The following is a 24,875-nucleotide window of genomic DNA, read 5'->3' as shown; positions in this document are numbered from 1 at the left end:
AAACTCATTATGCTTATTTAAGACGGATGAATTTACATTTTGTAAATCGATTTTTTTGGCTTAAAAAGTTATAATAGATAAAACACTGTACATTATAAAGAGGTATTTCAATGACTAAACATGAACAAATCATAGCATACATAGAATCATTAAATGTTGGCCAAAAAATTTCTGTCAGGAAAGTTGCCAAAGTAATGAAAGTATCTGAGGGGACAGCATATAGAGCTATTAAAGATGCGGGTCAACTCGGATTAGTAACTACCATAGATAGAGTTGGTACAGTACGTATTGATAAAAAGAACCGAGAAGAAATTGAAAATTTAACGTTCAAAGAAATATTAAAAATAATTGATGGCGATGTCATTGGTGGTAAAAATGGATTATCGAAAAGTGTTTCTAAATTTGCGATTGGCGCTATGGAACTTAAAGATGTCGTTAAGTATTTAAGTCATCATACACTTTTAATTGTTGGGAATAGACCAGATGTTCAATTAGAAGCTTTAAAAAGAGGGAGTGGCGTACTGATTACAGGTGGTTTTAAAACCACTCAAAAGATTATTGATTATGCCAATAAACATGATTTACCAATCCTATCTTCAAATTATGATACATTTCTAGTAGCAAATATTATTAATAGAGCGATGTATAACCAAATGATTCGAAAAGAAATTCTAATCGTAGAAGATATCGTAAAGCCGATTAATGATATGACAGTTGTTTTTGATGAGATGGGAATAAAAGATTACAAATCACGTGCAAAAGTAACTGGACATTCAAGATTTCCTGTTGTAGATAAGGATTGGAGATTAGTTGGTATCGTTACGAGTAAAGAAGTTATTCAAATGAATGCCGATGATACGATTGCTAAGGTGATGACTAAACGTCCCATCAATGTGGAATTAAACACAACAGTAGCGAGTTGTGCACATATTATGATTTGGGAAGGTATTGAAATATTGCCAGTAACACAAAATAAAAAAGCGATAGGTGTCATTACGAGAGATGATGTTTTGAAAGCAATGCAACTAATAGGCAGACAACCTCAAATAGGTGAGACCATTAATGATCAGATAGCAAAACATATCACAATTGCCCAAAATGCTATTTCAGTGGAAGTATCTCCATTATTGACTAATCAGTACGGTACACTCAGTAAAGCCGTCTTCGTTGCAATTATTGAAGAGACAATTAAACACCAATTACGTAAATATAAAAAAGTCGATGTAATGATTGAAAGTTTAAACATTATTTATATTAAAACAGTGCCTATCGAAGCATCTATAAGCGTAGAATACGATATGCTTGATGTTGGACGTAATTTTGCTAAATTAGAAGTCACGATGTTAAGCGGTAATGATAAAGTAGCGAATGCAATGATTATTTGTCAGATGTTCGAAGATATGCAAAATAATTAATTTTAAAAGAAATATTTTTAAAAGGAGATTTTACAATGGTAGAAATTTTTAATGAGATTATGAACAAAATAAAAGAAGCGAATACAATTATTATTCATAGACACGTAAGACCCGATCCAGATGCTTACGGTTCTCAACTTGGATTGAAGTTATATCTTGAACGTAAGTTTCCTGAAAAAAATATATACGCAACTGGTGAAGGAGAGCCATCTTTATCATTTATAGGAGAGTTAGACACAGTCGAAGATAATGTATACAACGATGCACTAGTCATTGTCTGTGATACAGCTAATGCGCCTCGTATTGATGACCAAAGATACGGCAACGGACAAGCATTAATTAAAATTGATCATCATCCGGCAATCGATCAATATGGGGAAATCAATTATGTTAATACTGAAGCATCATCAACAAGTGAAATTATATTTGATTTTATTACTCATTTTAATGATCTTAGCATTATCAATGAACATGTCGCACGTGTATTATACCTAGGTATAGTGGGTGATACTGGACGTTTCTTATTCAGTAATACATCGACGCATACGATGGAAGTCGCTAGTCAATTATTAGCATTTCCATTTAATCATAATGCTGAGTTAAATAAGATGTCAGAAAAAGATCCTAAATTAATGCCGTTTCAAGGATATATTTTGCAGCATTTTGAGCTTTCAGAGTCCCATGAATATTGTCAAATTCGAATTACAAATGATGTATTAAAACAATTTAATATCCAACCCAATGAAGCATCTCAATTTGTAAATACTGTAGCAGATATTAGCGGTTTGAAAATATGGATGTTTGGTGTAGACGAAGGGGATCAAATTAGATGCCGCATTCGCTCAAAAGGGATTACTATTAATGATATCGCTAATCAATTTGGTGGTGGAGGACACCCTAATGCGTCAGGTGTATCTGTATACAGTTGGGACGAATTTGAAGACTTAGCGCAAGCATTACGCCAAAAATTATAAAATTTAGAAAGGAAGTCATCAATGGTTGCACACTTAAATCTTCATACAACCTACGATTTATTGAATTCTAGTTTAAGAATTAATGATGTAGTCAAAAAAGCACAACATAATCACTATGATTCGTTAGCAATTACTGACACTAATGTTTTATATGGCTTCCCTAAATTTTATGATGCTTGTATAAAAGCCAATATTAAACCAATTTTTGGAATGACCGCACACGTAACGGATGGTTTATATACAATAGAAACTGTGATTTTGGCGATGAATAATGATGGCCTAAAGTCACTGTACCAACTCTCTTCTGCAATAAAGATGAAACAAAAAGATGTCATCTCTATTGATTGGTTAAAACGTTATGCAAGCAATTTGGCAATTATTTTTAAACAAGCAGATCAATCACATTATGCCATTATTGATCATTTCAGTAATCACGACTATGTATATATTAATCATTCAAGTGATATAACTTTTTATAACCGATTAAAAATAGTTTGGCTTGAAAATGCGCGTTATTTGAATGAAGAAGATGTAGAAACCATACCTGCGCTTGAGGCAATTAAAAACAACACTAAATTGGATTTAGTTCATGAAACTGAAAGCATGGGAGAACATTTTCCGAATCAAAATGAGATAGCGTCATTAAATGTATCGACAGAAGTGTGGGATAATACACTCGAATTGGCCAATATGTGTAATGCCAATATAGAATATCATCAAAATTTACTACCTAAATTTGATGCGCCATCAGGTGATTCCTCTAAACAGTATTTATGGTCTCAATTACAATCGCGTTTACAGAAGTTTGGATTACATCAAGATGAACGTTATATCCAAAGGTTGAATCATGAATATCAGGTTATTACGGAAATGGGCTTTGAAGACTACTTCTTGATTGTAAGTGATTTAATTCATTATGCTAAAACACATGATGTAATGGTTGGACCTGGACGTGGTTCTTCAGCGGGATCTCTAGTAAGCTATTTGCTAGGTATCACAACCATCGATCCTATTAAATTCAACCTACTATTTGAGCGTTTTCTAAACCCAGAACGTGTGACAATGCCAGATATTGATATCGATTTTGAAGATACAAGAAGGGACAAGGTCATACAATATGTACAAGACAAATATGGACACCATCGTGTCTCAGGTATCGTAACTTTTGGTCATCTATTAGCTAGAGCAGTTGCAAGAGATGTGGGCCGTATTATTGGCTTTGATGATACGACATTAAATGAGATTTCTAAATTAATCCCTCATCAACTTGGAATAACATTAGACAAGGCGTATGAAGATGAGCGATTTAAACAGTTTGTACATAGAAATCATAGACATGAGAAATGGTTTGAATTAAGTAAAAAATTAGAAGGATTACCTAGACATACTTCTACGCATGCAGCAGGTATTATTATTAATGATCAACCATTATATGACTATGCACCGTTGACATTAGGGGACACGGGTTTACTAACGCAATGGACGATGACAGAAGCAGAGCGCATTGGTTTACTTAAAATTGACTTTTTAGGATTGAGAAATTTATCCATTATTCATCAAATTGTGACTCAAGTGAAAAAAGATTTAAACATCTCTATTGAGATTGAATCTATACCATTTGATGATGACGATGTGTTTAAGCTGTTGTCTAGAGGCGATACAACTGGTATTTTCCAACTTGAATCAGATGGCGTAAGAAAAGTTTTGAAAAGATTACAACCTGAGCATTTTGAAGATATCGTTGCAGTTACCTCGCTTTATCGACCAGGACCTATGGAAGAAATTCCAACATATATTTCACGAAGACATAACGAAAGTGAAATTAACTATTTACATCCTGATTTAGCTCCTATACTTAAAAATACGTATGGTGTTATCATCTATCAAGAACAAATTATGCAAATAGCAAGTAAGTTTGCGAGCTTTAGTTATGGTCAGGCAGATATATTACGCCGTGCAATGAGCAAAAAAAATAGAGCTGTCTTAGAAAGTGAAAGACAACACTTTATCGAAGGTGCGATGAAAAATAATTATGATAAAACAATAAGTAAACAAATCTTTGACTTAATACTTAAATTTGCTGACTATGGGTTCCCTAGAGCGCACGCAGTAAGCTATTCTAAAATTGCTTATATTATGGCATATTTAAAAGTACATTATCCTAATTATTTTTATGCAAATATCTTAAGTAATGTGGTTGGAAATGAAGCCAAAACCGCTGCTATCATTGACGAAGCTAAAAATCAACAATTAAAAATTTTACCACCTAATATTAATGAAAGTCATTGGTATTATAAGGCTACTCAATCCAATATTTATCTATCTTTAGGTGCCATTAAAGGTGTTGGTTATCAAAGCGTGAAATCAATTGTAGATGAAAGATATGAAAATGGTAAATATAAAGATTTCTTTGACTTTGCTAGACGCATACCGAATCGCATTAAAACTAAAAGATTACTTGAATCATTAATACTAGTAGGTGCTTTTGATTCATTTGGAAAAACACGTGCAACATTAGTAGGTGCCATTGATCAAGTGTTAGATGAAGTATCAGATGTAGAACAAAATAATTTATTGTTAGACATGTTAACACCAAAGCAATCTTACACTGACAAAGAAGAATTTAGTGATCAAATGATTAGTAATTATGAAATGGAATATCTAGGTTTTTATATCTCCAATCATCCAGTTGAAAAGCAATTCAAGCAAAAGCAATATTTAGGAATCTATACACTAGGTAATGTCCTAAATCACAAACCAATCTTAATTCAAGCGGATCAAATTAAACAGATAAGAACAAAAAATGGTCAAAATATGGCGTTTTTAGTTCTTAATGATGGCCGTCATGTTATGGATGCAGTTCTGTTTCCGGATAAATTCAAACGTTATGAAACACAATTAAACGAGAAGAAAATGTATATTGTGTGGGGGAAATTTGAGAAGAGAAACCAACAATTGCAACTCATTATAAATCAAATGGATTCAGTTGAGCATTTTGAATCAACTAAAATTAATGAAGCCACACAGATAGTTTTAAGAAACATTCAACACATAGAAGCTATAAAACAGCAACTTAATGCAAAACATAATGGCCAAATGATTCATGTTAATATATATAACGAACAGACTGGTAAACTTGATTATTTAGGAAGTTTGACTAAAACACCAGATACGATTACAAACTTTATTAAAGCGTTTAAACCGAGTGATATTAGAATTTTATAACTTTTATGTCTAAAAAAATTATGATATAGTAAACTGATGATTTATAAAATAAAGTCATCAGTTTATTTTATGTTAAAAATTTTTAAATAAAGCGTATATAAATTCATTATACTGATTAAATTGTCGGTATATTAGTAAATAAATAGGGGTTGATTTAATGTCTTTAAGAGATGATGCATTACAAATGCACAAAGAAAATCAAGGTAAGTTGGAAATAACACCTAATATTAAAGTTACTAATAAAGAAGAGTTAAGTTTAGCCTACTCACCAGGTGTAGCAGAGCCTTGTAAAGAAATCCATGAAGATCCAAGAACGGTATACGATTACACAATTAAAAGAAATACCGTAGCGGTCGTTACTGATGGTACCGCGGTACTAGGTTTAGGTAATATAGGCGCATCAGCGAGTATTCCAGTTATGGAAGGTAAAGCTGTTCTATTTAAAAGTTTTGCCGGAATTAACGGTGTACCTATCGCTTTAGATACGAAAGACCCTGAAGAAATTATTAGAACTGTAAAATTAATTTCACCAAACTACGGCGGTATCAATTTAGAAGATATTTCAGCACCTAGATGTTTCGAAATAGAGGAGCGTCTTAAAAAAGAAACAAACATTCCAGTATTTCATGATGATCAACATGGTACAGCAATTGTGACGATGGCAGGTTTAATCAATGCGTTAAGAATTGTAGATAAAGACTTATCCGATATCAAAGTTGTGTTAAATGGTGCAGGTGCAGCAGGCATTGCAATAGTTAAATTGTTAGATTCTTATGGTGTTAGAAACATGATCATGTGCGATTCAAGAGGTGCCATTTTTGAAGGACGTTCGTATGGTATGAATGATACTAAAGATTATGTTGCTAAATTCACTAACAAAGATAAGATTGAAGGATCATTAAAAGATGTAATTAAAGGTGCTGATGTATTTATAGGTGTTTCAGTTGCCAACTTACTATCTAAAGACATGGTTAAATCAATGGCTGATGACGCAATTATATTTGCAATGGCTAACCCTGATCCAGAAATTAAACCAAATGATGCAAAAGAAGCGGGTGCTAAAGTTGTAGGTACAGGGCGCTCAGATTTCCCAAATCAGATTAATAATGTATTAGCATTCCCGGGTATTTTTAGAGGCGCCTTAGATACTGAATCAACACATATCAATGAAGATATGAAAAAAGCAGCAGTTGAAGCAATTGCGAATTTAATAGAAGCTGATGAACTTAACCCAGATTATTGTATTCCTGGGCCTTTCGATAAAAGAGTGGCACCTTCAGTTGCACGAGAAGTCGCTAAAGCGGCAATGGAAACTGGTGTAGCAAGAATAGAGGTTGATCCACAAGCGGTTTATGATAAAACAATGCAATTAACAGATTTGAAATAACCTAGAAGGGCAACGATTTTTATATAGAAACATAGACATGTATAATTGAGACATTATGATATAACGTATCCATAATGTCTCGCTCATATTTTATGTTCGATATTATTATTTCAGAATGTAAACAATTAATGTTGTATGGTTAGGTGGAGGTTTACGAATGTTTAAAGACTTTTTTAATCGCAGTAGTAAAAAGCGAAAATATTTAACAGTCCAAGACTCAAAACAAAATGAAGTACCAGCAGGCATTATGACAAAATGTCCTAAATGTAAAAAAATAATGTATACAAAAGAATTAAATGAAAATCTGAATGTATGCTTTAACTGTGATCATCATATTGCATTGCCTGCTTACAAAAGAATTGAAGCAATTACTGATGAGAATAGTTTCGTTGAATTCGATAAAGGTATGACATCAGCAAATCCATTAGACTTCCCTGGTTACCAAGAGAAAATTGAAAAAGATCAACAAAAAACAGATTTAAGTGAGGCTGTTGTGACTGGTACTGCCAAATTAGAGGGTATTGAATTTGGTGTTGCAGTTATGGATGCTAGATTTAGAATGGGAAGTATGGGGTCCGTTGTTGGTGAAAAAATATGTCGAATTATAGATTACGCTACAGAACATAGACTACCGTTTATTTTGTTTTCTGCAAGTGGTGGTGCAAGAATGCAAGAGGGGATTATTTCGTTAATGCAAATGGGTAAAACGAGTGTTTCCTTAAAACGACATTCAGATGCGGGATTACTTTATATTTCATATTTAACGCATCCAACAACTGGTGGTGTTTCTGCAAGCTTTGCATCTGTTGGTGACATCAATTTAAGTGAGCCTAAAGCATTAATAGGATTTGCTGGTCGACGTGTCATTGAACAAACTATCAATGAGAAACTTCCAGATGATTTCCAAACTGCAGAGTTTCTACTTGAACATGGACAATTAGATAAAGTTGTTCATCGTAAAGAAATGAAAGATACACTTGCCCAGTTATTAAAAATGCACCAAGAGGTGAAAAAAGATGCTTGATTTTGAAAAACCACTTTTTGAAATAAAAAATAAAATTGAATCACTTAAACAATCTCAAGAAAAAAATGATGTCGATTTACAGGATGAAATTGATTTACTTGAGGCATCACTTGAAAGAGAAACTAAAAAAATATATACCAATCTCAAGCCATGGGATAGAGTACAAATTGCACGTCTTCAAGAAAGACCTACAACGTTAGATTATATCCCGTATATCTTTGATTCATTTATTGAATTACATGGTGACCGTAATTTTAGAAACGACCCTGCGATGATAGGTGGGATTGGCTATTTGAATGGAACACCTGTCACAGTAATAGGCCAACAACGAGGTAAAGATACTAAGGATAATATTTACCGTAACTTTGGGATGGCTCATCCTGAGGGATATCGTAAAGCCTTAAGATTAATGAAACAAGCTGAGAAATTTAATAGACCTATCTTCACATTTATAGATACTAAAGGTGCCTATCCAGGTAAAGCTGCTGAAGAGCGAGGTCAAAGTGAATCTATTGCTAGAAATTTAGTAGAGATGGCTTCATTAAAAGTACCTGTTATAGCAATTGTTATCGGTGAAGGTGGTAGTGGTGGCGCACTCGGCATTGGTATTGCAAATAGAATTATGATGCTTGAAAATAGTACTTATTCTGTTATTTCTCCAGAAGGGGCCGCAGCACTATTATGGAAAGATAGTTCATTAGCTAAAATGGCTGCCGAAACGATGAAAATCACTGCAAAAGATTTATATCATTTAAAAGTGATAGACAACGTTATTGATGAACCATTAGGTGGTGCACATAATAATGTAGAGCAACAAGCGGTTGAAATTAAAAAGGCCTTCATTAATCAATTAGAACAATTACAATCATTAAGTAGTGATGAACTCGTTGAAAACAGATTTACGAAATTTAGAAATATTGGTTCTTTTATTGAAAATTAATAAAGGAATTAATGACTATAATAACTTTCAAATTTAAATATCATTTGCATCAATTCACTGAGCAATGAAAGCATTTATATAACCTATAATGTTCTTGTCATTCCTAAGCGGGTGGGACAAAAAATTCGTATAGAATTTTGTCCCACCTTTTTTTCTGTATCATTAGAAATTTTCTTTATAAAACGTTTACATCAATTTTATACACCTATATTGATGGAACACTAAAAAAAATTGTGGTAATTTATTATTAAAGAGAAATCTAGTTAGGAAAGGGAATGTCGTCATGAAGAAAATTGCGGTTTTAACTAGTGGTGGAGATTCACCAGGCATGAATGCTGCTGTAAGAGCAGTTGTACGTAAGGCGATTTATAACAACATTGAAGTTTATGGAATTTATCAAGGTTATCAAGGATTGCTAGATGATAATATTCATAAATTAGAATTGGGTTCAGTAGGGGATACAATTCAACGTGGAGGTACTTTCCTTTACTCTGCAAGATGTCCTCAATTCAAAGAGGCAAGTGTAAGACAAAAAGGTATAGAGAATTTACACAAACGTGGTATTGAAGGACTCGTAGTAGTTGGAGGAGACGGTAGTTACCGAGGTGCCCAACGTATTAGTGAAGAAACTAAAGATATTAAGACGATTGGTATCCCAGGTACAATTGATAATGATATTAATGGTACAGACTTCACAATTGGATTTGACACAGCATTAAATACGATTATTGATAGTGTCGATAAGATCAGAGATACTGCTTCAAGTCATGCAAGAACATTTGTTGTTGAAGTTATGGGTCGTGATTGCGGTGATTTAGCACTTTGGGCTGGATTATCAGTAGGTGCTGAAACAATATTAGTTCCAGAAGCGAATACAGACATTAAAGATATCGCTGAAAAGATAGAAAGTGGTATCAAGCGTGGTAAGAAACACTCAATCGTGATGGTAGCTGAAGGAAGTATGAGTGGTCAAGAATGTGCGGATCAATTGATGAAATATATTAATGTTGATGCACGTGTATCTGTATTAGGTCACATTCAACGTGGCGGTAGCCCATCTGGTGCTGATAGAGTACTAGCATCACGTTTAGGTGGTTATGCTGTTGATCTATTAATGCAAGGTCGTTCTGGACAAGGTGTTGGTATCATGAATAATAAATTGACTGCAACACCATTTGATGAAATCTTCAATGGCAACGACCATAAATTTAATACAGATATTTATGAATTAGCGAAAGAGTTATCTATTTAATTTAGGAGGCTTTTTAAAATGAGAAAGACTAAAATTGTATGTACAATTGGACCTGCATCAGAGTCTGAAGAAATGTTAGAAAAATTAATGAAAGCTGGTATGAACGTAGCGCGTTTGAACTTCTCTCATGGTAGTCATGAAGAACATAAAGCACGTATTGATACGATTCGTAAAGTAGCAGATAGATTAGGTAAAACAATCGGTATCTTATTAGATACAAAAGGACCTGAAATTCGTACTCATGACATGAAAGATGGCTTAATTATGCTTGAAAAAGGCAAAGAAGTAATCGTAAGTATGTCACAAGTTGAAGGTACACCTGAAAAATTCTCAGTAACTTATGAAGACTTAATTAATGATGTGCAAGTAGGGTCATACATCTTACTTGATGATGGTTTAGTTGAATTACAAGTTAAAGACATCGATAAAACTAAAGGCGAAGTTAAATGTGATATCTTAAACACTGGTGAATTAAAAAATAAAAAAGGTGTTAACTTACCTGGCGTAAAAGTTAATTTACCTGGTATTACTGATAAAGATGCTGACGATATCTTATTTGGTATCAAAGAAGATGTTGATTATATCGCAGCAAGCTTTGTACGTCGTCCTAGTGATGTTTTAGACATTCGTGAAATTTTAGAAAGAGAAAATAATCATAACATTACTATTTTCCCTAAAATTGAAAACCAAGAAGGTATTGATAATATCGAAGAAATATTAGAAGTATCTGACGGTTTAATGGTAGCTCGTGGTGATATGGGTGTTGAAATACCACCTGAATCAGTACCAATCGTACAAAAAGATTTAATTAGAAAATGTAATAAATTAGGTAAACCAGTTATTACTGCAACACAAATGTTAGATTCAATGCAACGTAATCCACGTGCAACTAGAGCAGAAGCAAGTGACGTTGCCAATGCGATCTATGATGGTACTGACGCTGTGATGCTTTCAGGTGAAACTGCTGCAGGTTTATATCCTGAAGAAGCTGTTAAAACAATGAGAAATATTGCTGTTTCTGCTGAAGCTGCTCAAGATTATAAAAAATTATTATCAGACCGTACTAAATTAGTAGAAACTTCATTAGTTAACGCTATTGGTGTATCAGTTGCACATACTGCATTAAACTTAAATGTAAAAGCAATTGTTGCGGCAACTGAAAGTGGTTCTACAGCTGTAACAATTTCAAAATATCGTCCTCATTCAGATATTATTGCAGTGACACCAAGTGAACATACTGCGCGTCAATTAGCTTTAGTTTGGGGTGCATATCCTGTCATTAAAAAAGGACGTAAAACTACGGATGACTTATTAAATAATGCAGTTGCAACTGCAGTTGAAACTGGTCGCGTTACAAATGGTGACTTAATCATTATCACTGCTGGTGTACCTACTGGTGAAAAAGGTACAACTAACATGATGAAATTACATTTAGTTGGCGATGAAATTGCTAAAGGGCAAGGTGTAGGTCGTGGATCTGTTGTTGGTAAAACAGTAGTTGCAAACAGTGCAAACGATTTAGAAGGTGTAGATTTAAGTGAGTCAATTATTGTAACAAACTCTGTAGATGAAACACTAGTACCTTACATTGAACAAGCGGTTGGCTTAATCACAGAAGAAAATGGTATCACTTCACCAAGTGCAATTATTGGTCTTGAAAAAGGTATTCCAACGATTATTGGTGTTGAAAATGCGACTAAAGAATTAAAAGATGGTATCTTAGTAACCGTCGATGCAGCTCAAGGTAAAATCTTTGAAGGCTATGCAAATGTTCTTTAATCTTTGATGATAAAAGCACAATTGCGTAGTGTATGAGACGCTTAAAGAGTCATTATGATTAGCTAAAGTGTACAATATAAAATGTATTATTTATGCTACATTGCTAAACCACAGTAGTTGACTAGAATTGGAATATTTTTGTGAAAGAAGTTTTTCAACATTTTAGTCTTCGATACGGGAGTGAGACAGTGAACACTGTGCCACTCCCGTTCTGTTTTTGCATAGAAGTTTATGGAACTTAGAAAACTTCATTTTGAATATGTTTATTTTTTATGGTAATATAGCATGGATAAAATTTGAGATACTAATATAAGAAGGTTTAATAATTATGAAAGAAAATTTTTGGAGTGAATTACCACGTCCTTTTTTTATTTTGGCACCAATGGAGGATGTAACTGATATTGTTTTTCGTCACGTTGTAAGTGAAGCAGCAAGACCTGATGTTTTTTTCACTGAATTCACTAACACTGAAAGTTTTTGTCATCCAGAAGGTATCCATAGTGTACGTGGAAGGTTGACTTTTAGTGAAGATGAACAGCCAATGGTAGCCCATATATGGGGAGATAAGCCAGAACAATTTAGAGAGATGAGCTTTGGTTTAGCGGACATGGGATTTAAAGGTATAGATTTAAATATGGGATGTCCTGTTGCTAATGTGGCTAAGAAAGGAAAGGGGTCTGGTTTAATACTAAGACCAGAAACTGCGGCAGCAATTATTCAAGCAACAAAAGCAGGAGGCTTACCAGTAAGTGTAAAAACACGTCTAGGATATTACGATATCGATGAGTGGAGAGATTGGTTAAAGCATGTCTTTGAACAAGACATTGCAAACTTATCAATCCATCTCAGAACGCGTAAAGAAATGAGTAAAGTAGATGCTCATTGGGAATTAATTGAAGCGATTAAAGAGTTAAGAGATGAGATTGCCCCAAATACGTTACTAACGATTAATGGTGACATTCCTGATAGACAAACTGGACTAGAACTTGCGACCAAATACGGGGTAGATGGCGTTATGATTGGTAGAGGGATTTTTAATAATCCTTTTGCTTTTGAAAAAGAACCTCGTGAACACTCAAGTAAAGAATTATTAGATCTATTTAGATTGCATTTAACATTGTTTGAAAAATATAGTAATGATGAAAGCCAACAATTCAAAAGTTTACGAAGATTTTTCAAGATTTACGTAAAAGGTATCAAAGGTGCTAGCCAATTACGTCATCAATTAATGAGTACAGAGTCTGTTGATGAAGCACGTGCGCTATTGGATGAATTCGAAGCTAATATTAAAGAAACAATAGATTGATATTCGAACCGACATAGACACTATCTCAACAGCAGTGATAACAATAAAAGGCCAGCAGATGAATTGATAACAATTCATCTACTGGCCTTTTTACGTCTTAATCAATGTTTCAACTATTTAGTACGTTTTGCAACTTGTCTATATCTTAAGTACATTAAACCTAATAGTACAAACCATATAGGAGTTAGGAAGATAGCATTTCTAGTTGTTTCATTTACAAATAATAAACAAAATACTAAGAAGAAGAATACTAAAATTGCATAACCCATATATTTACCACCAGGAAGTTTATATGATACAGTTTTATGTAACTCTGGATTTTTTCTGTGATAATTAATATAAGCAATAATAATTAATGCCCATACGATAATAAATAATACAGTCGAAATAGTAGTTACATACGTAAACACTAATGTAGCGTCAGGGAAAATATAGTTTAATAACGCTGTAACTAATAATAATGCTGATGAACCAATGATAGCAAAATGAGGAACACCATTTTTATTTGTACTTCTAAAGATTGGTGGTGCTTGGTCTTGCTCAGATAATCCGAATAGCATACGGCTATTTGAGAATATACCACTATTACAAGATGAAGCTGCCGCAGTAAGTACTACAAAGTTGATTAATCCAGCAGCGAAAGGAATACCTATTAATGAGAATAATCTAACAAATGGACTCTCATTAGGATCAACTTTATCCCAAGGAATAATAGACATGATAACTGCTAATGCACCCACATAGAATACTAAAATTCTCAAAGGTACAGCATTAATCGCTTTTGGAATTGTTTTTTCTGGGTCTTTAGTTTCGCCTGCAGTAACACCAATCATTTCGATACCTACGAATGAGAATAACGCCATTTGGAATGACATAAAGAAACCAGATGCACCATTAGTAAATATGCCATGTTTATATAAATTTGTGAAACTAGCATGTCCAAATTGTGTTTTATAAGCAATTAAAATCATCACTAAACCTACAACAATTAAAGCAATAATTGTTATGATTTTGATAATAGCGAACCAGAATTCTAATTCGCCAAATAATTTAGCACTTAGTAAATTAAATAGCATTAATATAAGTACACAAAATAGTGCACTGATCCAGTTAGGAATTGCAGGGAACCAGAAACTAACGTACTTCGCAACCGCTGTAACTTCTGCCATACCTGTTATAATCCAACATAACCAATATGTCCAACCAGTAACGAAACCAGCAAATGGTCCTATGTATTCATTTGTCACGTCGGCGAAAGATTTGAAGCGAGTATTTTGAATAATAATCTCACCTAAGCCTCTCATAAACATGAACAACATGAAACCTATAATAATATAAGTTAATAGAATAGATGGACCAGTCATTGCTATGGTTTGACCTGCTCCCAAGAATAACCCAGTACCAATAGCGCCGCCAATAGCAATCAATTGCACATGACGATTACTCAATCCTCTTTGTAATTTTTCTTCAGCCATAAGACAACTCCCTTACATTTAATTAATATTATTATGCACCTATATATTCAATTCGACAATTATTTTTCTAATATTTTCTAAAAATTCCTTTAAATTTTGATTAAATAATTGTAATCAAGCTTGATAATAAAAATGAAATTTTCAATATTTTCTCATTAATTACATAATTTGAATTGGATTGAATGCTTATATAATGGCGTTTATTGGGTATTTGAGTAAAAATAAGTCTATTAAATTAAAGTTAATTACCATTTATTGAGCGATATATAATCGTTCACAAAAGTTATTTGTTTGGCTATAATGGTACTTGAAAGCCATTACATTATGTATAAGAAAAGGGGAATTACTTATGGCAGAATTACAAAAAGGTTTAGAAGGGGTAATTGCAGCTGAAACAAAAATCAGTTCAATTATTGATAGTCAATTAACATATGCGGGATATGATATTGATGATTTAGCAGAAAATGCATTATTTGAAGAAGTCGTGTTCTTATTATGGAACTATAGACTACCAACACAAGATGAATTAGATGCATTGAGAGAAAAATTAAATCATTATATGACTCTAAATCCAAGAGTTTATAAACATTTTGAAGAATATGCGACGGATAATGTGCATCCTATGACGGCATTACGTACATCTGTATCATATATTGCACACTTTGATCCTGATGCTGAAAATGAAACAGAAGAAAATAGAAAAGAAAGAGCCATTCGTATTCAAGCTAAAATTGCTTCTTTAGTTACAGCATTTGCACGTGTTCGTGAAGGAAAAGAACCTGTTAAACCAAATCCTGATTTAGGCTATGCAGCGAACTTCTTATATATGTTAAGAGGGGAATTACCTACAGATACTGAAGTTGAAGCATTTAATAAAGCTTTAGTATTGCATGCAGACCATGAGCTTAATGCTTCTGCATTTACAGCTCGTTGTGCCGTTTCTTCTTTATCTGATATGTATTCAGGCATTGCAGCTGCAGTAGGTTCATTAAAAGGACCATTACATGGTGGTGCGAATGAACAAGTTATGAGCATGCTTTCTGATGTTAAATCAGTAGATGAAGTGGATGCTTACTTAGATGAAAAATTCAAAAACAAAGAAAAAATTATGGGATTCGGTCACAGAGTTTATAAAGACGGAGATCCTAGAGCCAAATATTTACGTGAGATGAGCCGTAAAATTACTTCTGAAACTGGTAGAAGCGAATTATATGATATTTCAATTGCTATTGAAAAACGTATGAAAGAAGAAAAAGGCCTTATTCCTAATGTCGATTTCTTCAGTGCTACGGTATATCATAGTATGGATATCCCACATGATTTATTTACGCCTATATTCGCAGTAAGTCGTACATCAGGTTGGACTGCACATATTCTAGAACAATATCGTGATAATAGAATTATGCGTCCAAGAGCTAATTACATCGGTGAAACAGATCGTAAGTATGTACCAATTGAAGAAAGATAAAAAATAAAGTTAAATAGATTCACAATATTTGGAGGTAAAATTATGTCAGCTGAAAAAATTACAAGATTAAATGATGGATTAAACGTCCCTAATGAACCAATTATTCCTTTCATAATTGGTGATGGTATTGGACCAGATATTTGGAAAGCAGCAAGCCGTGTTATCGATGCAGCTGTTGAAAAAGCTTATAACGGTGAGAAACGTATTGAATGGAAAGAAGTTCTAGCTGGTCAAAAAGCTTATGACGAAACTGGTGAATGGTTACCTCAAGAAACATTAGATACAATAAAAGAATATTTAATTGCAATTAAAGGGCCATTAACTACGCCAATCGGTGGTGGTATTCGTTCATTAAATGTTGCTTTACGTCAAGAGTTAGACTTATTTACTTGCTTACGTCCAGTACGCTGGTTCAAAGGTGTACCTTCACCTGTTAAACGTCCACAAGATGTTGATATGGTAATCTTCCGTGAAAACACTGAAGATATTTATGCTGGTATTGAATTTAAAGAGGGTACTGATGAAGTTAAAAAAATAATTGATTTCTTACAAAATGAAATGGGTGCTACGAATATTCGATTCCCAGAAACTTCAGGTATCGGTGTCAAACCGGTTTCTAAAGAAGGTACTGAGCGATTAGTTAGAGCAGCAATCCAATATGCAATCGATAATGACCGTAAAACGGTAACGCTTGTTCATAAAGGTAATATCATGAAATTTACTGAAGGTGCATTCAAACAATGGGGCTATGATGTAGCACATAATGAATTTGCTGATAAAGTATTTACATGGCAACAATATGACGAAATAGTTGAACAAGATGGTAAAGATGCAGCTAATCAAGCGCAAGAAAAAGCTGAACAAGATGGAAAAATCATTATTAAAGATTCTATTGCTGACATTTTCTTACAACAAATTTTAACTCGTCCAGCCGAACATGATGTTGTTGCTACAATGAATCTTAACGGTGACTATATTTCAGATGCTTTAGCCGCTCAAGTAGGTGGTATTGGTATCGCACCTGGTGCAAACATTAACTATGAATCTGGTCACGCTATTTTTGAAGCAACACATGGTACAGCACCTAAATATGCTGGTTTAAATAAAGTTAATCCATCTTCTGAATTGTTAAGTTCAGTGTTAATGTTAGAACATTTAGGCTGGCAAGAAGCTGCTGATAAGATTACTGATGCAATTGAAGCGACAATCGCATCTAAAGTTGTAACTTATGATTTTGCACGCTTAATGGATGGCGCTACTGAAGTATCTACTTCAGATTTCGCTGATGAATTAATTAAAAACTTAAAATAAGTCAATAAGTGAACAAAGCTTAGTTGTTCATACAAAGTAATCTTAGTTAAATCATGATAATTTGATAGTTAGCAATACATCTGAGAAAGGCTTTATTTAAACCCTTTCTCGAAGTTGCTATCACTCAAAGGAGTGGAACTTGGTATTTAAATAAATCCAGTTCCATTCCTTTTTTTATAAAAAATCAGTTAAATAATTTTATATTTCCTTAACAATATTTAAATAATAGTAATACAAATACTCAATAATTAGAAAATGATAATTTGATTGTTAAGATTATGTAAATTTAATATGTTGTATGTTATTTTTGTTTTAACTTCCGTTATAATGAAATTGAAATGTTATATTTATTCAGGGAGGCACATTATGTCACAAAAAGTATTAGTGGTTGACGATGAGCAATCAATTGTAACTTTATTAAAATATAATCTTGAAACGGCTGGTTACATCGTTGAAGTAGCATACGATGGCGAAGAAGCTTTGGAAAAGGTAAATGAAATTCAACCAGAACTTGTCGTTTTGGATGTAATGTTACCTAAAAAAGATGGTATTGAAGTATGTAAAACAATACGTTCTGATAAAAATTTAGTCCCTATTTTAATGCTAACTGCAAAAGATGATGAGTTTGATCGCGTATTAGGATTAGAATTAGGTGCAGATGACTATATGACAAAACCTTTTTCACCGAGAGAAGTAGTTGCAAGAGTGAAGGCTATCTTGAGAAGATCTAAATTTGCTAGTGAAATTGAAAAAGAAGATGTTGATGATGAGGATATATTGATTGAGAACATTCGAATCAGACCTGAGTTCTTTGAAGTTTATAAAGATGATGAGTTATTAGAACTTACGCCTAAAGAGTTTGAATTACTATTATATCTCATAGAGAGACAAGGGCGAGTAATTACCCGTGAACATATGTTGAATTCAGTTTGGAATTATGAATTCGCAGGCGATTCTCGAATTGTAGACGTTCACATTAGCCATTTGCGAGATAAGCTCGAAGAGAATCCAAAACAACCTAAATTAATCAAAACTGTTCGTGGACTTGGTTACAAATTAGAAAGACCTAAGGCTTAATGCTTAAATTTCATCATCGGTTATTATTATTATTAAGTACAATTACCATTATCAGTTTTATTGGTTTAGGCATCATTATTCATCATACAATTTATCAAATATTATCAACAGCGCAAGTCACAGAGCTCAAACATGTTTCCGAAAATTTCCTCAAATTAAACAAACAAAATGACAATAAGGAAATAAAGAACATTTCAGCTAATCAAAATCTAATCGTTAAGATTACTAAAAACGGAGAAGTGATTTATCAAACAGGGAATCAACATAAATTTAATGATAACATTGATAATGAAGCTAATCCGTCTAATATTATTTATAATCGAGAAAATGGACAGGTAAGATATACATTCAAAACGGTTATTAATGATAAAACGGTATACATAAGTGGGATGAATACTGAAATTCTTGAATTACAGAAGAGTATGTGGAAGTATTTATCTTTAATTGGAATTATTGTTCTTTTAGCAATATATTTGGCAGTTAGAAGCATTCATCGTACATATATTAGACCGATTAATGAGGTTACTTATGCGACTTCGTTAATCGCTGATGGCTATTATCATGTTCGCGTGCCTGAAAGTAATGTCAAGGAGACCAAAGCACTGTTTGTTACAACTAATGATTTGGCTAGACGCTTACAAAAGCTTAATAATAAGCAAAAAATGCAATCTAATCGTTTAAAAACTACATTAGAAAATATTCCAAGTTCCGTTTTAATGATTGACAAACATGGCGAAATCGTAGTTGCAAACCACGCCTATTATGATTTGTTTAGACCAAATGGTAAGGTTGAAAATAAAAAGTATACCTCATATTTAGATACTAAAATTCAACAATTGATTTTAGAAAGTTTTAAAACTGAAAAGCCACTCTATGATCAAATTGAAATCGTATTAAATAACGTTCATCATAAATATTTTGATCTATCTTGTGTTCCAATACTTAGTAAATCTAAAAAGAAATTACAAGGTATGGTTGTTGTTATGCATGACATTACAAATCTTAAAAAATTAGAAAACTTACGACGTGAATTTGTGGCAAATGTTTCTCATGAACTTAAAACGCCTATAACTTCTATTAAAGGTTTTGCTGAAACATTAATTGAAGGTGCAAAAAACGATGAAGAATCGCTTGATATGTTTTTAAACATCATTTTAAAAGAATCTAATCGTATTGAGTCTCTTGTTGCGGACTTATTAGATTTATCTCATATCGAACAACAAACTGAGATAGAAACATCGTTTGTGAATCTCTCAGAACTTGCTTATACTACTATTGATAATCTACAAAACCAAGCAAGATATAAAAATATTAGCATTTTGCCTGAAATTGAAAAAGATATCATCATAGAAGCACATGAAAATAAAATGGCACAAGTCATTACTAATTTACTTTCAAATGCGATTAATTATTCACTTGAAAATAGTGACGTTATTGTAAGAATTTATAGAAAAGGACTTGAAGTTAACTTAGAAATTCAAGATTTTGGCATAGGAATTGAGAAGAGTGACCAAAACCATATTTTCGAAAGATTTTATCGTGTAGATAAAGCGAGAAGTAGAGATTCAGGTGGCACAGGCTTAGGGTTGTCTATAACGAAACATATTGTCGAAGCACATCATGGTACAATAAATGTTGAGAGCAATATTGGTGAAGGTTCGTTATTTAGAGTTTCATTCATAGATGAACAAAAATAATATTTCATCCATTAAGGCCTTTCGTTCATTTTCAATTATTCAATTGATTAATGAAACGAGAGTGCCTTTTTTATTTGCAGAAATTTTTAACCAAACAAAGACTTTTGAAGAAACCATACATTCGTTAACGAACTCTGAATATGCTAAAATATAATAAAATCACTCTGGAGGTATACGCTTTGAATAAACTAGTTTTAATTGATGGTAATAGTTTAAGTTTTCGAGCATTTTATGCATTACCACTTCTTTCTAACAAAGCAGGAATACATACGAATGCAATATATGGTTTTGCGATGTTACTTGAAAAGATTTTAAGAGAAGAACAACCAAGTCATTTTTTAGTTGCGTTTGATGCAGGCAAAACTACATTTAGACATTCAAAATATAGTGAATATAAAGGCGGTAGACAAAGCACGCCACCGGAATTAAGTGAACAATTCCCGTATATTCGACAACTATTGGATACGTATCATATCAAACATTATGAGTTAGAGAACTACGAAGCTGATGATATCATTGGTACATTAAGCAAAGAAGCAAATGAGCAAGGATTTGAAACAATCATTGTTACAGGTGATAGAGACTTAACTCAACTCGCTACTGATCATGTAACCATCTATTACACTAAAAAAGGTGTTACAGATGTCGATCATTATACTCCAGAATTTATTAATGAAAAATATGATGGGCTTGTACCTAGTCAAATTATTGATATGAAGGGACTCATGGGTGATACTTCTGATAACATCCCAGGTGTTGCTGGTGTGGGTGAGAAGACAGCTATCAAGTTATTGAAACAATTTAATACGGTTGAAGGTGTCTATGAAAATTTAGATGCAGTTTCAGGAAAAAAATTAAAAGAAAAACTTGAGAATAGTCGTGACGATGCATTCATGAGTAAAGATTTAGCAACAATAAATAAAGACAGTCCAATTGAAGTAGCACTTAAAGATACTAAATTAGATAATCAAGATGATAATCAAGATAAAATTGAACTGTTTAAAAAGTTAGAATTCAAACAACTCTTAGCTGATATCGATAGTAATCCATCAGAAGAATCTCAAGAAAACAAAGTATTTGAAGTACATAATGATTTCAACAAGATTAATTTTAATGATTTAAAAGAAGCGGTCATCCATATTGAAGTGGATGGTACCAATTACTTACAAGATGCTATTCTCAAATTTGGCTTCTACAATGGTGTGGATCACATTGTTATTCCTGCTGATCAACTTAAAGATTATCCAGAACTGATTGATTGGCTAGAGAATGAAACTACAGAAAAAGTAGTTTATGATGCTAAAAAAACATACGTTGTTGCACATAGATTAGACATTGATATTAAAAATATTGTGTTTGATGTTATGTTAGCTAGTTATATTATCGATCCATCAAGAACAATTGAAGATGTTAATTCGGTTGTTAGTAACTATAAACAAAACTATGTTCAAGATGATGTGTCAATCTATGGAAAAGGAAAAAAACGACACATTCCAGAAGATTCGGTTTTAGATAAGCATATTGCATCCATTACTGAGGCAATTCATGCTTGTAAACCTGAAATGGTTGATGAACTAAAATTACATCAACAAATAGATTTATTGTTAAACTTAGAACTTCCATTAGCGCGCATCTTGAGTGAAATGGAAGAAACTGGCATTTTCACTGATGCTAATGATTTGAAAGAAATGCAGTCTGAAATTCAAGGGAAATTAGATTTATTAATCAGTAATATACATGAGGCAGCTGGAGAAGAATTTAATATTAATTCTCCTAAACAACTAGGTGTAGTACTATTTGAAACTTTGGAATTACCAGTCATTAAGAAAACTAAAACAGGTTATTCTACTGCGGTTGATGTGTTAGAACAACTACAAGGTCAACATCCTATCATTGATTACATTCTAGAATATCGTCAATTATCTAAATTACAATCTACCTATGTTGAAGGGTTACAAAAAGTAATTAGTGATGATAATCGCATTCATACCCGCTTCAACCAAACGTTAGCACAAACGGGACGTTTATCAAGTGTAGATCCAAACTTACAAAATATACCTGTTCGTCTTGAAGAAGGACGTAAAATTAGAAGAGCCTTCAAACCCACTTCTAATGACAGTGTGATTTTATCAGCAGACTATTCTCAAATTGAATTACGTGTGCTTGCGCATATCACTCAGGATGAAAGTATGAAAGAGGCATTTATTCACGAAAGAGATGTCCATACTGCAACTGCAATGAAAGTATTTGGAGTAGAAGCGGAAGAGGTTGATGCGCTAATGCGTAGACAAGCGAAAGCTGTTAACTTTGGCATCGTTTACGGTATTAGTGATTATGGTTTAAGTCAAAGCTTGAATATTACGCGAAAAAAAGCGAAAGCATTTATCGATGATTATTTAGCTAGTTTTCCAGGTGTAAAACAATATATGTCTGACATCGTTAAAGATGCTAAAGCGGATGGATTTGTGGAAACATTATTGCATCGTCGTAGATATATTCCTGATATTAATAGTCGAAACTTTAATTTAAGAGGATTTGCTGAACGTACAGCAATGAATACGCCAATACAAGGTAGTGCGGCAGATATTATTAAGTTAGCAATGGTTGAATTTGATAAACAAATAAAACAAACGTCATACCATGCGCAATTGTTATTACAAGTACACGATGAGTTGATTTTCGAGATGCCAGCAAATGAAGTAGAGGATTTCAGTTTATTTGTTGAAGAAATTATGGAACACGCACTACAATTAGATGTACCGCTAAAAGTAGACTCTAATTATGGAGCTACATGGTATGATGCAAAATAGAAAGAGGAATTAGAAATGCCAGAATTACCAGAGGTTGAACATGTAAAGAGAGGGATTGAACCTTATATCTTAAATGCGACAATTAAAAGTGTGACATTTTCAAGTAAAGTTATAGAAGGAAAACAACAAGGAAAAGAGACCATCATTAAGGGTATCAACTTGGATGGGTTCCGATTGAATAGCGAAGGGTACGCTATTCAATCTGTGGAACGTAGAAGTAAATATATTGTTTTCACAATTCAAAAAAACCAAACTCAACGTATTATATTAAGTCATTTAGGTATGGCAGGAGGCTTTTTTATCGTTGATAAATTATCGGATATTAGTACACCAAATTATCGAAAACATTGGCATGTTGTATTTCACTTAGATAATGGTAAACAACTAGTATATTCGGATATCAGACGATTTGGGGAGTTAAGAAATTTGGCGTCTTTCCAAGATTACCCTGCTTTTCTTGATATTGCACCTGAACCATTTAATGATGATGCATTAAATCACTTTTTAAATCGTATTAAACTTAAAAAATATCAAAATAAACCCATTAAACAAATGCTACTTGATCATAAGATGATAGCAGGATGTGGCAATATTTATGCGTGTGAAGCTTTGTTTAGAGCAGGTGTATTACCAGATCGGAAAGTTAAACAAACTTCAAATCAAGAACGTCAAATGTTGTTTTACTATGTTCAAGAAGTGTTAAAAGAGGGTATAAACAACGGTGGTACTAGCATTTCAGATTATCGTCATGCAGATGGTAAAACAGGAGAAATGCAATTACATTTAAATGTATATAAACAAAAGACATGTAACGTTTGTGGGCATGATATTGAGCAAAAGGTAGTGGCTACACGTAATAGTCATTTCTGCCCACATTGTCAGAAATAAAGGTGAGTGAATATTTATGCCAAAAGTAATAGGGTTAACAGGTGGTATTGCCACAGGTAAATCAACGGTTTCTGAATTATTGACAGCATATGGTTTTAAGGTTGTAGATGCTGACATCGCTTCAAGACAAGCTGTTGCAAAAGGAACGAAAGGTTTAGAACAAGTGCGTACTGTTTTTGGTGAACGTGCTATCACAGATGAAGGTGAAATGGATCGTCAATACGTAGGAGAAATTGTGTTTAATCATCCAGAAAAGCGCATCGAGTTAAATGATATCGTTCATCCAATAGTTAGAGAAATAATGGAAAAAGAGAAACAAAACTATCTTAATCAAGGTTATGATGTCATTATGGATATTCCACTCCTTTTTGAAAATGAATTACAGGATACGGTGGATGAAGTATGGTTAGTTTATACATCTGAAAGCATCCAAATAGAGAGATTGATGGAACGTAATCAATTGTCACTTGAAGATGCTAAAGCGCGTGTGTATAGCCAAATTTCAATTGATAAAAAAAGTAGAATGGCAGATCATGTTATAGATAACCTAGGAGATAAGTTAGAACTTAAACAAAATTTAGAACAACTATTAACTGAAAAAGGGTTTATCAATAGAGAAATATAAATTTTATGTGACTCAATTTATAAATTATAGCTCTAGTAGACGAAACATGCTTAAACTTTAATTTTTGCATTAATACGTTTATTAGAGCTTTTTGCTAGTTTAAAATAATCAGCTTAAAAAAATTTTTTAAAATCATCAGAAAACGCTTTCAAATTTTCGTTATTATGTTACACTATTTTTATAAAGTATAACATATAAACAAACAATCAAGGGGTGCTTTAA

General features: G+C 33.0%; 17 protein-coding genes. 16 read left to right on the top strand and 1 reads right to left on the bottom strand.

Features of this window, described 5'->3' with window-relative positions:
- Positions 1 to 110 precede the first annotated feature (110 nt).
- The 9 genes from KA878_RS01270 (at position 111) to KA878_RS01230 (ending at position 13,302) form a co-directional block, all read left to right on the top strand.
- A complete protein-coding gene (locus KA878_RS01270) occupies positions 111 to 1,415 on the top strand; it encodes a DRTGG domain-containing protein (protein ID WP_075108963.1) in 1,305 nt (434 codons plus the stop codon).
- 35 nt (positions 1,416 to 1,450) lie between these two features.
- Complete coding sequence (locus KA878_RS01265) at positions 1,451 to 2,389, top strand: DHH family phosphoesterase (RefSeq protein ID WP_193839234.1); 939 nt, start codon at positions 1,451 to 1,453, stop codon at positions 2,387 to 2,389.
- A 21-nt stretch (positions 2,390 to 2,410) separates the two neighbouring features.
- Positions 2,411 to 5,614, top strand: coding sequence for a DNA polymerase III subunit alpha (locus KA878_RS01260; RefSeq protein ID WP_193839235.1), 3,204 nt, complete (start codon positions 2,411 to 2,413; stop codon positions 5,612 to 5,614).
- Positions 5,615 to 5,771: 157 nt separating this feature from the next.
- Positions 5,772 to 7,001, top strand: coding sequence for an NADP-dependent malic enzyme (gene ystJ / locus KA878_RS01255; RefSeq protein WP_193839236.1), 1,230 nt, complete (start codon positions 5,772 to 5,774; stop codon positions 6,999 to 7,001).
- A 157-nt stretch (positions 7,002 to 7,158) separates the two neighbouring features.
- The gene (gene accD, locus KA878_RS01250; protein WP_075108959.1) at positions 7,159 to 8,025 is read left to right on the top strand and encodes an acetyl-CoA carboxylase, carboxyltransferase subunit beta; all 867 of its coding nucleotides are present in this window, start codon (positions 7,159 to 7,161) and stop codon (positions 8,023 to 8,025) included.
- Positions 8,018 to 8,965, top strand: coding sequence for an acetyl-CoA carboxylase carboxyltransferase subunit alpha (locus KA878_RS01245; protein ID WP_193839237.1), 948 nt, complete (start codon positions 8,018 to 8,020; stop codon positions 8,963 to 8,965). Before accD ends, KA878_RS01245 begins: the two co-directional genes overlap by 8 nt.
- Before the next feature lie 283 nt (positions 8,966 to 9,248).
- Positions 9,249 to 10,217 carry a 6-phosphofructokinase gene (gene pfkA, locus KA878_RS01240; RefSeq protein WP_053029612.1) on the top strand — a complete coding sequence of 323 codons (969 nt, stop codon included), beginning with the start codon at positions 9,249 to 9,251 and terminating at the stop codon, positions 10,215 to 10,217.
- A gap of 18 nt (positions 10,218 to 10,235) precedes the next feature.
- Positions 10,236 to 11,996, top strand: a complete 1,761-nt coding sequence (gene pyk, locus KA878_RS01235) for a pyruvate kinase (RefSeq protein ID WP_075108957.1) — start codon at positions 10,236 to 10,238, stop codon at positions 11,994 to 11,996.
- A gap of 328 nt (positions 11,997 to 12,324) precedes the next feature.
- The gene (locus tag KA878_RS01230; protein WP_075108956.1) at positions 12,325 to 13,302 is read left to right on the top strand and encodes a tRNA dihydrouridine synthase; all 978 of its coding nucleotides are present in this window, start codon (positions 12,325 to 12,327) and stop codon (positions 13,300 to 13,302) included.
- Positions 13,303 to 13,415: 113 nt separating this feature from the next.
- Here the strand turns inward: KA878_RS01230 and KA878_RS01225 are convergent, their stop codons facing one another.
- Positions 13,416 to 14,777, bottom strand: coding sequence for an amino acid permease (locus tag KA878_RS01225; protein WP_053029609.1), 1,362 nt, complete (start codon positions 14,775 to 14,777; stop codon positions 13,416 to 13,418).
- Between the two features lie 349 nt (positions 14,778 to 15,126).
- Here KA878_RS01225 and KA878_RS01220 point away from each other — a divergent pair, with 349 nt between their 5' ends.
- The 7 genes from KA878_RS01220 (at position 15,127) to coaE (ending at position 24,653) form a co-directional block, all read left to right on the top strand.
- Positions 15,127 to 16,245, top strand: a complete 1,119-nt coding sequence (locus tag KA878_RS01220) for a citrate synthase (protein ID WP_075108955.1) — start codon at positions 15,127 to 15,129, stop codon at positions 16,243 to 16,245.
- Between the two features lie 42 nt (positions 16,246 to 16,287).
- Positions 16,288 to 17,556: an NADP-dependent isocitrate dehydrogenase gene (gene icd, locus KA878_RS01215; protein WP_053029607.1), complete on the top strand. Its 1,269-nt coding sequence runs from the start codon at positions 16,288 to 16,290 to the stop codon at positions 17,554 to 17,556.
- Positions 17,557 to 17,922: 366 nt separating this feature from the next.
- Positions 17,923 to 18,633 (top strand): response regulator transcription factor, encoded by a 711-nt coding sequence (locus KA878_RS01210; protein WP_037536805.1) that lies wholly within the window; start codon positions 17,923 to 17,925, stop codon positions 18,631 to 18,633.
- On the top strand, positions 18,633 to 20,330 hold the full coding sequence (gene pnpS / locus KA878_RS01205; protein WP_193839238.1) for a two-component system histidine kinase PnpS: 1,698 nt from the start codon (positions 18,633 to 18,635) through the stop codon (positions 20,328 to 20,330). Before KA878_RS01210 ends, pnpS begins: the two co-directional genes overlap by 1 nt.
- Positions 20,331 to 20,509: 179 nt before the next feature.
- Positions 20,510 to 23,140 (top strand): DNA polymerase I, encoded by a 2,631-nt coding sequence (gene polA / locus KA878_RS01200; protein ID WP_193839239.1) that lies wholly within the window; start codon positions 20,510 to 20,512, stop codon positions 23,138 to 23,140.
- A gap of 15 nt (positions 23,141 to 23,155) precedes the next feature.
- Positions 23,156 to 24,028: a bifunctional DNA-formamidopyrimidine glycosylase/DNA-(apurinic or apyrimidinic site) lyase gene (mutM, locus tag KA878_RS01195; RefSeq protein ID WP_193839240.1), complete on the top strand. Its 873-nt coding sequence runs from the start codon at positions 23,156 to 23,158 to the stop codon at positions 24,026 to 24,028.
- 16 nt (positions 24,029 to 24,044) lie between these two features.
- Entirely contained in the window at positions 24,045 to 24,653 is a 609-nt protein-coding gene (gene coaE, locus KA878_RS01190; protein ID WP_075108950.1) for a dephospho-CoA kinase, read from the top strand.
- Positions 24,654 to 24,875 lie beyond the last annotated feature (222 nt).

Source organism: Staphylococcus sp. GDY8P57P (assembly GCF_017892585.1).
Classification (GTDB): domain Bacteria; phylum Bacillota; class Bacilli; order Staphylococcales; family Staphylococcaceae; genus Staphylococcus; species Staphylococcus borealis.
This window is presented reverse-complemented; position numbering and strand designations above follow the sequence as displayed.